Here is an 11,382-nt window from a genome sequence, read left to right on the forward strand (position 1 = left end):
CATTCGTGGGAGGGCACCCTGCGTTGCTGTATGCCTCTCAAGACCTCGGCGGAAGCTTCGGCCTCGATCTGTCCGGTACGTCCCGGTAGTTGGGCGGCGTCGCCGGAGGTGTCGTCTCCAGCAGGCTCAGCGCCAGCGTCACCGCGTCGTCCAGTTGGGCGTGGCGGCCCTCCGCCCAGTCCAGTGGGGTGCGGAGGATCTCCAGGTCCGGGGGTACGCCCTGGTTCTCGATGGACCAGCCGTACGCGTCGAACCATGCCGCGTTCATCGGTACGGTGATCACCGTACCGTCGCCGAGCTGGTGGCGGCCGGTCATGCCGACCACTCCGCCCCAGGTGCGCTGGCCCACCACGGGACCGAGCTTCAGCAGCTTGAACGCCGCCGTGATCATGTCGCCGTCGGACGAGGTCGCCTCGTCGGCCAGGGCGACCACCGGGCCGCGCGGGGCGTTCGAGGCGTACGACACCGGCTGGGCGTTTCTCGTCAGGTCCCAGCCGAGGATCGTGCGGGTCAGTTTCTCCACGACCAGCTCGCTGATGTGGCCGCCGGCGTTGCCGCGTACGTCGACGATGAGGGCGGGGCGGGAGACCTCCATCCGCAGGTCCCTGTTGAACTGGGCCCAGCCCGAGCCGCCCATGTCGGGGATGTGCAGATAGCCGCACCGGCCGCCGCTCAACTCCCGTACGACGGCACGGCGTTTGGCCACCCAGTCCTGGTAGCGCAGGGGGCGTTCGTCCAGGAGCGGGACCACCGCCACCCGGCGGGCCCCTCCGCCGGCTGGGGCGAAGGTCAGCTCCACCGTCGTACCGCCCGCCGCCGCGAGCAGGGGATAGGGGCCCGCGACCGCGTCGACCGCGCGGCCGTCCACGTGGGTGAGGACCGCGCCCTCGCGGATGCCCGTGCCGGCCAGCGGGGAGCGTGCCTTGGAGTCCGAGGAGTCGCCGGGGAGGATCCGCCTGACCGTCCAACCACCCTCCCTGAGCACGAGGTTCGCACCCAGCAGGCCCTGGCGGCGCTGGTAGTGCGGTGGGCCCTCGTTGCGGCGGGCGGCGGTGACATAGGCGTGGGAGGTGCCCAGTTCGCCCAGGACCTCGCGCAGGAGGTCGGCGAACTCGTCGGGGGAGGCGACCCGTTCGACCAGCGGGCGGTACTGGTCGAGCACCGCGTCCCAGTCGATCCCGCACATCCCCGGTTCCCAGAAGTAGGACCGGATCAGGCGGCCCGCCTCCTCGTACGACTGGCGCCATTCGGCCGCCGGGTCGACCTCGTGGAGGATGCGGCGCAGGTCGATCCAGACGATCGTGTCGCTGTCGCCGGACTCCGTGGCGGGGGTCGCGCGCAGGTCGCCCTCGTCCACCACGACCAGCCGGGAGCCGTCGCCGCTGACCGCGAACCAGTCCAGGTGCTCGACCAGCTCGGTCTTCTTCGCCTTGCCGATGGCGAAGTGTTCGAGGGTCGGGCGCTCGGAGGTGTCGTCCGGGTTCACGAAGGTCTCGCCGAGGGCGCCCGAGATCGGCCAGCGCAGCCAGACCAGGCCACCGCCCGCGACCGGGTGCAGCGCCGAGTACTTGGAGGCGGTGACCGGGAACGGGGTCACCCGGCTCTCCAGCCCTTCGAGTTCGACCGTCACCGCCCCGCCCTCGCCGCTCTCGTCCTCGACCGGGTCCAGGCCTCCGGCGGCCGGGCGGCCCTCAGGGTTCAGGGCGAAGGGGGAGGGGGTCGCCGAGGACAGCGGGACCAGGTAGGGCCGGCAGCCGAGCGGGAAGGACAGGTCGCCGGTGTGGACGTCGTACACCGGGTCGAAGCCCCGCCAGGAGAGGAACGCCAGGTAGCGCCCGTCCCGGGTGAAGACCGGGTTCTCGTCCTCGAAGCGGCCGTTGGTGACGTCGACGATCAACCGGTCCCCTCCTCCCTTCGGGGAAATTCGGGCCATCTTGATCTGGCGCAGGGTGCGGCCGATCCCCGGGTGCGACCAGGTCAGCCACGAGCCGTCCGGTGAGAAGGCCAGGTCCCGCACCGGCCCGTTGACCGACTGGATCAGCTCGGTGACCTCGCCGTCGGAGTCCTCCGTCGCATCGAGCAGAAGGAGCCGTCCGTCGTGCGAGGCGAGGGCGAGGCGCTCGCCCTGCGGGTCGGAGACCAGCTCCAGGACCCGCCCCAGCTCTCCCGAGGCGAGCCTGCGCGGTTCGCGGTCCCCTGTCGCCCGCGGCAGATAGGCGATCTCGATCGCGTCCTCGCCCTCCGCGTCCGTCACATACGCGACCTGGCCGACGGAGCCGAGCATCTCCGGGAGCCGGACCCGTACCCCCGGGGTGTCCGTGATCGTGCGGGCCGGGCCGTCCCGGTGGGTCAGCCAGTAGAGGCTGCCGCGGACGACGACGGCGCTCGCGCGGCCCGTCTCGTCGACCGAGATGCCGTCCACGTGCTGAGAGGCGGGCACCTGGTACGTACGGCGTCCCGCGCGCGGACCGCTCAGCCGTACGTCGAGCCTGCGGGCCTCGGACGAGAGGTCGTCGACCATCCACAGGTCGCCCCCGCACTGGTACACCACCCGGGTGCCGTCGCTGGAGGCGTGCCGGGCGTAGAAGGCGTCGTGGTCGGTGTGGCGGCGCAGGTCGGAGCCGTCGTGGGCGCAGGAGTAGAGGTTGCCCACGCCCTCGTGGTCGGAGAGGAAGGCGATCCGTTCGCCGACGAACATGGGGGAGTGGAGGTGGCCGCCGAGGCCGGGCAGCAGACGTTCGCCGTGCAGCCAGAGCCGGCCCGTGGCGCCGCCCCGGTAGCGCTTCCAGGCGGCCGGCTCGTGCGGTGGGGTACCGGTGAGGAGGAGGGTCCTGCGGTCGGCGACCTGGATGTCGGAGACCGGACCCCAGGGAAGCTTGCGGCCCGGGGAGCCGTCGGTGGGGACCTTGTACGCCCAGGTGAAGTAGGAGAAGGGCTCGCCGTGGGAGGCGACGGCGAGGATGGTGGCCCCTTTGCCTCCTTCGCACGGCGTCCATCCGCAGACCTGGGTGTCCGCGCTGCCCCAGTAGGTGAGCCGCCGGCCCGGCCCGCCGTCCACGTCCGCCAGGTGGATCTCGGGCACGAGACTGCGCCAGCTCGTGTACGCGATGTGGCGGCCGTCGGGCGAGAAGCGCGGATGGCCGACCTTGGTGCGGTCGACGGTCAGACGCCAGGCCCGGCCCGGACCGTCGAGAGGGGCCAGCCAGAGGTCGTCCTCGGCCACGAAGCACAACAGGTCGCCGCTCAGATGCGGAAGGCACAGATAGCTCACCTCCCCATGCTTTTCCTGGTCATGGACCGGAGCAACTTATGAAAAATCGGCCAGAGGTGACGTGCCGCGACCTGGGGTGACCCACAACACGAACGAAACCGTTTCGTTTCGCTGGAGAATGCGCTACATTCGTGTCGTACGAAACAGTCTCGTTCGAAGTCCCGTAGCGGAAAGGGTGAGTGACATGACCGAGGTCTCGACCGCGCGTCGCAGCCGCATCACCCCCGAGCGTGAGGCCGAGCTGTACGAGGCCGTGCTCGAACTGCTCCGGGAGGTCGGCTACGACGCCGTCACCATGGACGCCGTCGCCGCGCGCACCCGTTCCAGCAAGGCCACGCTCTACCGCCAGTGGGGCGGCAAGGCCGAGCTGGTGGCGAAGGCGGTGCGGCACACCAAGCCGGGCGGTCTCGGTTTCGAGGAGATCGACACCGGGTCGCTCAAGGGCGACCTGCACGCGCTCACCATGCGCTCGGACGACTGCACGATGGAGCAGAACTCCGCGCTCATGCGGGGCCTGGCCATGGCGATCCACGGCAACCCGGATCTCCTGAAGGCGTTCCGCGAGCATCTCATCGAACCCGAGATGGCGGAGTTCCGCCGAGTGGTGCAGCGGGCGGTCGAACGGGGCGAGGTGCGCCCCGACAACCCGGCGATCGAGTTCATGATCCACATGATGATCGGCGGGTTCGCGGCCCGCACGATGATCGACGAACTGCCGCCGACCCAGGACTTCCTCCTTTCGTACATCGACGCCGTGGTCCTCCCCGCCCTCGGCGTTGCCACCGACTGACCCACAGTCTCCCCAGCAAGCCCTCCACCTGACGTAACCGCTCACGTCGTCGGGCTGATCATCCCTGCCCTTGGGCCGTGTCGCCCTAGACCCCACGACCTGACCGGGAGTACGCCTTCGTGGCCACTTTCCTCTACAAACTCGGCCGCCTCGCCTTCCGGCGACGGCACTTCGTCGCCCTGATATGGGTGGCCCTGCTGACCCTCGCGGGCGTCGGCGCGGCCAGTGCGCCCGCCGCCGGATCCACCTCCTTCTCCATCCCGGGCACCGAGGCCCAGAAGGCCTTCGACCTGCTGGAACAGCGTTTCCCCGGGGCCAGCGCCGACGGCGCGACCGGGCGCATGGTCTTCAAGGCGCCCGAGGGCGAGAAGATGACGGACGCCGCCAACAAGGCAACCGTCGCCAAGACCGTCAAGGAACTGGGTGACGGCTCCGAGGTCGTCTCCGTCACCGACCCGTTCACGACCAACGCGGTGAGCAAGGACGGCACGGTCGCCTACACCTCGGTGCGCTACGACGCCCCCGCCATGGAACTCAAGGACGCGACCAGGGACGCCCTGGAGAAGGCCGCCGACGAGGCCCGGGCCACCGGGCTGACCGTCGACGTCGGCGGTGACGCGCTGCAGGCCGCGGCCGAGCCGGGAGCCGTCGGTGAGGTCATCGGTCTCGCCATCGCCGCGGTCGTCCTGGTCATGACCCTGGGCTCGCTGGTGGCGGCGGGACTGCCGCTGCTGACGGCGATCATCGGCGTCGGGATCGGCGTCTCCACCATCACCGCCCTCGCCAACGCGCTCGACCTCGGCGACACCACCTCCACCCTCGCGCTGATGATCGGTCTCGCGGTCGGCATCGACTACGCGCTGTTCATCGTCTCCCGCTACCGGGCCGAGCTCGCCGAGGGCCGGGACCGCGAGGAGGCCGCGGGCCGGGCCACCGGTACCGCCGGCTCCGCGGTGGTCTTCGCCGGCCTCACGGTCGTGATCGCACTGGCCGGCCTCTCGGTCGTCGGTGTCCCGATGCTGACCAAGATGGGCCTGGCGGCGGCGGGCACGGTCGTGGTGGCCGTCCTCATCGCGCTGACCATGATCCCGGCGCTGCTCGGATACGCGGGCCGGAAGGTCCGGCCGGTGGGCGAGAAGCGCAAGAAGACGGACGCGAAGGCGGACGTCAAGGGGAAGCCCAACATGGGCACCCGCTGGGCGAGCTTCGTCATCCGCCGTCCCGCCGCCGTGCTGCTGCTCGGTGTGCTCGGCCTGGGCGCCATCGCCCTCCCGGCCACCCAGCTGGAACTGGGCCTGCCCGACGACGGCTCGCAGCCGACGTCCACGACCCAGCGCCGCGCCTACGACCTCCTCTCGGAGGGCTTCGGCCCGGGCTTCAACGGTCCCCTGATGATCGTGGTCGACGCCAAGAACAGCGACGACCCCAAGGCCGCGGCCACCTCGGTGACCGACGGCATCAAGGGGCTCAAGGACGTCGTGACGGTCACCCCGGCCACCTTCAACAAGGCCGGTGACACCGCGACCATCACCGTGATCCCGGACTCCAAGCCGTCCTCGGTGCAGACCGAGGACCTGGTCCACTCCATCCGTGACCAGGGCGCCGAGATCAGGTCCGACACGGGTGCGGACGTCCTGGTCACCGGCACCACCGCGATGAACATCGACTTCTCGCAGAAGCTCTCGGACGCCCTGATCCCGTACCTGGGCCTGGTCGTGGGCCTCGCCTTCCTCCTCCTGATCGTGGTCTTCCGCTCGATCCTCGTCCCGCTGAAGGCGGCCCTCGGCTTCCTGCTGTCGGTGCTCGCCGCGCTCGGTGCCGTCGTCGCGGTCTTCCAGTGGGGCTGGCTCGGCGGTGTGCTCGGCGTCGAGGAGACCGGCCCGATCATGTCGATGATGCCGATCTTCATGGTCGGCGTCGTCTTCGGGCTCGCGATGGACTACGAGGTGTTCCTCGTGACCCGGATGCGCGAGGCGTACGTCCACGGCGAGTCCGCGAGCCAGGCCATCGTGACCGGGTTCAAGCACAGCGCCCGGGTCGTGGCCGCCGCCGCGGTCATCATGATGGCCGTCTTCGGAGGCTTCATCAGCTCCAGCGAGTCGATGATCAAGATGATCGGCTTCGGCCTCGCGATCGCCGTCTTCTTCGACGCGTTCATCGTGCGCATGGCCATCGTCCCCGCGGTCCTCGCCCTGCTCGGACGGCGGGCCTGGTGGCTGCCGAAGTGGCTGGACCGCGCGCTGCCCAACGTCGACGTCGAGGGCGAGGGACTGCGCACCCAGGCGGAGAAGGACGCGGATCCGGACGAGGACCGGGAGCTGGTACGCGTCTGACGCACACCGCGTGAGAGGAGTCGGCCGGTGAGGGGGATGCCCTCACCGGCCTTCTTCTGCCGTGGACCGGCCGAGATAGGTGACGGGCCCGGGATCCGGTACGGCGATCTCATGAAAGCCGAGACGGTCGTAGAAGGCACGGGCGGGCGCGTTGGCGGACACCATCGACAGGTGTACGGCGGCCACGCCCCGCTCGTGCAGCGCGTGCAGGAAGCTCTCCATGAGCGCACGCCCGTATCCGCGCCCCTGCCACTCGGGGAGCAGGTCGATGTGCAAGTGGGCGGGGTAGGCGGCCACTTCGGGCACGAGCATCCGCTCGGGGCGGTGCAGGAGCGCGACGATCTCCTCGTCGGGGGTGCGCGGTTCGTGGCGGGGCTCCGGATAGCGGTCGGTCACGAGGGGCAGCCATTTCGCGCGGTAGTCCGCCACGAACCGGGGCGTGTCGGCGGTCCCGAGGATGTACCCGACGGCATGTCCCTCCCCGTCGTCCAGCACGAACGCCAGCTCCGGTTCGAGATGGACGTACGGCGCCGCGAAGGCCGCCGGGAAGACGCCGGGGTCCTTGTAGTGCGGGCGGCTGTCCCGGCCCGCGTGGGCGGTGCGGACGCAGATGTCCTCGAGGGCGTCGCGGTCCTGGGGGCGGTAGGGGCGTACGGCGGGAGACGAGGTCATCGCAGCATCCTGCATGACGGGAGGGGGCAGGGGAACGAGGCCGCCGTATCAGTCGGTCGGTGGCGGTGACGCGGACCGCCGCTCGGCCCGGGCGACGCGTTCCTCCAGGGCCTGGATACGGTCGTAGAGATCGACCAGGGTCACGCCGTCGGCGACCAGGCCGGAGCGCTGCCAGTGCCTCCGGACGAATTCCTCTCGGCTCTCCTGCGACGACTGCTGGAATCCCGTCCGATCCGCGGCGGGCGACGCCGTCACCGCCATGGACCCCATGCGCCTGAGCGAGGCCTTCTGCAGCTTCAGCACGGCGATCGCACCGGGCACGAACAGTACGAGAGCGGCGACAGGTATCAGCAAGAACCAGTTGGCCGACATGAGCACTCCCCTCGACGCCGGTGCCCGAACTCCCGGTCACGACCAGGACGTTACAACAAGCCCGGTCCACGCCCTCCGACGGTGAAATCGTTCGTGACGTTTGTATCCGGCAGCTAATCTGCCGGGCATGACGCTTTCGGACTCTGGAGCCCATCCCCGTTTCGCCGAGGCACTGCGCGAGCTGGGGCTCGGTGAGCTCGCCTCGCAGGTCCGCCGTTTTCCGGACGCGACCCGTACCGCCGCCGAGGCCGCCGCGGCCATCGGGTGCGAGCTGAGTCAGATCTGCAAGTCGCTGATCTTCGCGGCGGACGGCGTGCCCGTGCTGGTGCTGATGGACGGGGCCTCGCGGGTCGACCTCGACCGGGTCCGGGAGGAGCTCGGCGCCGGCAAGGTCACCCGGGCCAAGGCCGATGTCGTACGGGAGACGACCGGGTACGCCATCGGGGGCGTGCCGCCCTTCGGGCACCGTACGAGGACCAGGGTGCTGGCCGATCGCTCGCTGCTCGAACACGAGCTGGTGTGGGCCGCCGCCGGCAATCCGCACGCCGTGTTCCCCATCGCGCCCAAGGACCTGGTCGCCCAGGCCGGTGCCGCTCTCGTGGACGTCCGCGAGCGCATCGCGTGACGCCGCTCGTCACCGCTGCCGTTCTCCTCGCCGCGGTCACGCACGCCAGCTGGAACGCGATCGCGCACCAGATCACCGACAAGCTGGTCGGGTTCACGCTGATCTCGGGCGGGGGGATGCTCATCGGGACGGCGATCATCCCGTTCGCGGCGGTCCCTGCGGCGGGCGCGTGGCCGTATCTCCTCGCCTCGTCCTGCATCCACATCGCCTACTACGCGTTGCTGATGAAGTCCTTCCAGCTCGGGGACTTCGGGCAGGCCTATCCGATCGCGCGCGGCACCGCCCCCCTGGTCGTGACCGTGCTGGCCGCCCTCTTCGCACACGAGGTGCCGGACGGGTGGGCCGCCGCCGGCATCGCCCTCTCCTGCGCGGGACTGACCGGCGTCGCGCTGTGGGGGCTGCGCGGCCGTGGGACCGACTGGTCGGCGATCGGCGCCGCGTTGGCGACCGGGCTGACCATCGCCGCGTACACCGTCGTCGACGGACTCGGCGTGCGCGCCTCCGGTTCCTCGCTCGGGTACATCGCCTGGCTGATGGCGGTGCAGGGGGTCGTGATCCCGGTGTACGCCCTCGCGCGCTGGCGCGGTCGGTTCGTCGCCGTACTGAGGCCGTTCGCAGGGGTCGGGCTCGTCGGCGCCGCCCTCTCCGTGGCCGCCTACGGGCTCGTCCTGTGGGCCCAGACCAAGGCCGAACTCGCCCCCGTCGCCGCCCTGCGCGAATCCTCGATCATCGTCGGCGCTGCCATCGGCGCCGTGTTCTTCAAGGAGCGGTTCGGGGCGCCGAGGATCGTCGCGGCAGGGTTGCTGGTCGCGGGCATCGGGCTGATGCTGCACGCCGGTTAGGCGTCCGTTTCAGGGGGCTGTCCCAAGCGCTGCCCAAGTCCGGCCCAACGTCGGCTATTCGTTTGCGCTACTTGCCGATGCCTTGACGGTCCGTTCCCTGGGCGTTCAGGCGGACGTCTGCGCCCGGGTCGTGTGTCGTCCCTAAGGTCCCAGCGGACCGCGAAAGAAGGGACGCAAGGGACTCATGGACGCACTCCACGCAGTCCGGGCGCGAGGGATCACCAAATGCTTCGGTGACGTCGTGGCACTCGACGGCGTCGACCTGGATGTGACGCGGGGACAGATCCACGGCCTGGTCGGGCCGAACGGCGCCGGCAAGACGACACTGCTCGGGCTCCTGCTGGGCCTCGCCGTCGCCGACGGCGGGCAACTGGAGATCCTGGGCGTGCCGGTCGGGCGGGCCTTCGCCGCTCCCGACGGAGTCGCCGGATTCGTCGACGGGCCCGGTCTCTACCCCTCGCTCACCGCCCGGCAGAACCTCGCCGCGCTCGCCGAACTCCGCGGCCGGGAGGGGCATACGGCCGACATCGACGACGTGCTCGAGCAGGTCGGGCTCGCCGACGTCGCCGACGACAGGACCCGCGGCTTCTCCCTCGGCATGCGTCAGCGGCTCGGGCTCGCCGCCGCACTGCTGACCCGGCCACGGCTGCTGGTCCTCGACGAGCCGTCCAACGGCCTGGACCCGGCCGGTAAACGCCATGTGCACGGCGTCCTGAACCGGCTCGCCGCGGACGGCACGAGTGTCGTGCTCTCCAGCCACCGCATGGACGACCTGGAGGCGCTGTGCTCCGAGGTGACCATCCTCGCCACCGGGCGGGTCGTGTTCTCGGGCCCGCTCGGCAAACTGGCCGCCGAGAGCCGTGAACTCGACTACCGGGTAAGGACGTCCGACCCGGAGGCCGCGCGGCGGCTGGCCGACGCCACGGACGGCATCCGGATCGCCGACGACACCGGACGGCAGACACGGGACGCCGACGTGCTCGTCGTACGCGCGCTGGTGCCCGCTCTCGACGCACTGGTGGCGCGGCTCGTGACGTCGGGTGTCGCGGTGCGCGAACTCGCACCCGTCGTCTCGCCCTTGGAGGCCGCGTTCCTGGCCCTGACCGAGGACCAGGAGATCAGCAGATGACCACCACCATCACCGCGTCCCCCACCCCCGTGCGGCCCGTCTCGGTCCCGCGGAGCTACCGCTTCGAACTCGTCAAGCTCGTCTCGCAGTGGCGGATCCGCCTCCTCGTCCTCGTCTGCTGGATCCTGCCGGGGCTCTTCGTCGCCGGGGTGAGCGAGCAGAGCACGCTGCCCTCCGACACCCTCTTCGGCCGCTGGATGCACGCCACCGGCTGGGCCGGACCGCTGGTGATGCTCGGTTTCGCGGGTACCTGGGCGCTTCCGCTGCTGACCTCGGTGGTCGCCGGTGACGTGTTCGCCGCCGAGGACCGGCTCGGCACCTGGCGGCACCTGCTGGTGGCGGTCCGCTCACCGCGGCGGATCTTCCTGGCGAAGGTGCTGGCCAGTCTCACCGTCATCCTGCTGCTCGTGACCGGGCTGGCCTGCTCCAGCGCCGTGGGTGGGCTCGCCTCCGTCGGCAACCAGCCGCTCGTCGGCCTCGACGGCCACCTGTTGTCCCCCTCCGATGCCGCCGGGAGGGTCCTGCTCGCCTGGGTCGCCGCCCTCGCCCCGACCCTGGCCCTCGCCGCGATCGGACTGCTCGGGTCGGTGGCCCTCGGACGTTCCCCGATGGGGCTGCTGCTGCCCCCGCTGGTCGCGCTCGGCATGCAGGTCGCCCAGATGCTGCCGCTGCCCGTCGCCGTACGCCTGGCCCTGCCCGGCTACGCCTTCATCTCCTGGAACGGCCTGTTCACCGCCCCGGCCCAGCTCTCCCCGCTCCTGATCGGCGTCGCCGTCAGCCTGGCGTGGGCCGTGCTCGCGACCGTACTGGCCCATCTGCTGTTCCTCCGGCGGGACTTCACCAACCTCGCCTACGACGGCGGCGGGCGCCGCGCGTTCACCGTGGGTGTGCTGCCCCTGGCCGCGCTGATGGCTCTCACCGTCGGGGGGATCGCCGTCGCGACCGACTCGACGGGCATCACCCAGGTCAAGGTCCAGCGCTCCCTCGCCACGGCCTTCGCCCACCTCTACCGCCTGCAGACCGAACAACTCCACCGCCCCGCCGTCACCGAGGACCGGATCAGGGCCTCGGCGGCGTGCACCAAGAGCGACGGCCAGGCCGCTCAACAGGGGGCGGGCAATGACTGGCGGTGTGTCGTGACCTGGCACCTGCCCGGCGTCCCGGTGGCGGGGACGGCTGTCTATCAGCTGGACGTCGGATCGGACGGGCGGTTCGTCGCCGACGGCGACGGACCGAAGGAAGTGAACGGCTACTTCCTGGTGCGGACCTCCACCGGGGACGCACCGAACCCGTTGTGGCAGTTCGACGGCAACGTCGAGCTGCTGGACACCACCTCGAAGGGATAGTC

At 70.7% G+C, this 11,382-nt stretch carries 9 protein-coding genes; 6 read left to right on the forward strand and 3 right to left on the reverse strand.

What is annotated here, in order from left to right:
• Positions 1 to 37: 37 nt before the first annotated feature.
• Positions 38 to 3,271 carry a S41 family peptidase gene (locus M2157_RS27415; RefSeq protein ID WP_280866443.1) on the reverse strand — a complete coding sequence of 1,078 codons (3,234 nt, stop codon included), beginning with the start codon at positions 3,269 to 3,271 and terminating at the stop codon, positions 38 to 40.
• Positions 3,272 to 3,455: 184 nt separating this feature from the next.
• Between M2157_RS27415 and M2157_RS27420 the strand changes: the two genes are divergently transcribed.
• Positions 3,456 to 4,061 (forward strand): TetR/AcrR family transcriptional regulator, encoded by a 606-nt coding sequence (locus tag M2157_RS27420; protein ID WP_280858203.1) that lies wholly within the window; start codon positions 3,456 to 3,458, stop codon positions 4,059 to 4,061.
• Between the two features lie 119 nt (positions 4,062 to 4,180).
• Entirely contained in the window at positions 4,181 to 6,394 is a 2,214-nt protein-coding gene (locus tag M2157_RS27425) for an MMPL family transporter (protein ID WP_280858202.1), read from the forward strand.
• Between the two features lie 42 nt (positions 6,395 to 6,436).
• Here the strand turns inward: M2157_RS27425 and M2157_RS27430 are convergent, their stop codons facing one another.
• Entirely contained in the window at positions 6,437 to 7,066 is a 630-nt protein-coding gene (locus M2157_RS27430; protein ID WP_280866444.1) for a GNAT family N-acetyltransferase, read from the reverse strand.
• Positions 7,067 to 7,114: 48 nt separating this feature from the next.
• The gene (locus M2157_RS27435) at positions 7,115 to 7,438 is read right to left on the reverse strand and encodes a hypothetical protein (protein WP_280866445.1); all 324 of its coding nucleotides are present in this window, start codon (positions 7,436 to 7,438) and stop codon (positions 7,115 to 7,117) included.
• A 127-nt stretch (positions 7,439 to 7,565) separates the two neighbouring features.
• On the opposite strand from M2157_RS27435, the gene M2157_RS27440 reads away from it, so the two are divergent.
• From M2157_RS27440 to M2157_RS27455, 4 genes are all read left to right on the forward strand, one after another.
• A complete protein-coding gene (locus M2157_RS27440; protein WP_280858199.1) occupies positions 7,566 to 8,063 on the forward strand; it encodes a YbaK/EbsC family protein in 498 nt (165 codons plus the stop codon).
• Positions 8,060 to 8,905 carry a DMT family transporter gene (locus M2157_RS27445; protein ID WP_280858198.1) on the forward strand — a complete coding sequence of 282 codons (846 nt, stop codon included), beginning with the start codon at positions 8,060 to 8,062 and terminating at the stop codon, positions 8,903 to 8,905. Before M2157_RS27440 ends, M2157_RS27445 begins: the two co-directional genes overlap by 4 nt.
• Before the next feature lie 184 nt (positions 8,906 to 9,089).
• Positions 9,090 to 10,034: an ABC transporter ATP-binding protein gene (locus M2157_RS27450; RefSeq protein WP_280866446.1), complete on the forward strand. Its 945-nt coding sequence runs from the start codon at positions 9,090 to 9,092 to the stop codon at positions 10,032 to 10,034.
• Positions 10,031 to 11,380: an ABC transporter permease gene (locus M2157_RS27455; RefSeq protein WP_280858196.1), complete on the forward strand. Its 1,350-nt coding sequence runs from the start codon at positions 10,031 to 10,033 to the stop codon at positions 11,378 to 11,380. Before M2157_RS27450 ends, M2157_RS27455 begins: the two co-directional genes overlap by 4 nt.
• The last annotated feature ends 2 nt before the right edge of the window (positions 11,381 to 11,382 follow it).

Source organism: Streptomyces sp. SAI-127 (assembly GCF_029894425.1).
GTDB lineage: Bacteria > Actinomycetota > Actinomycetes > Streptomycetales > Streptomycetaceae > Streptomyces.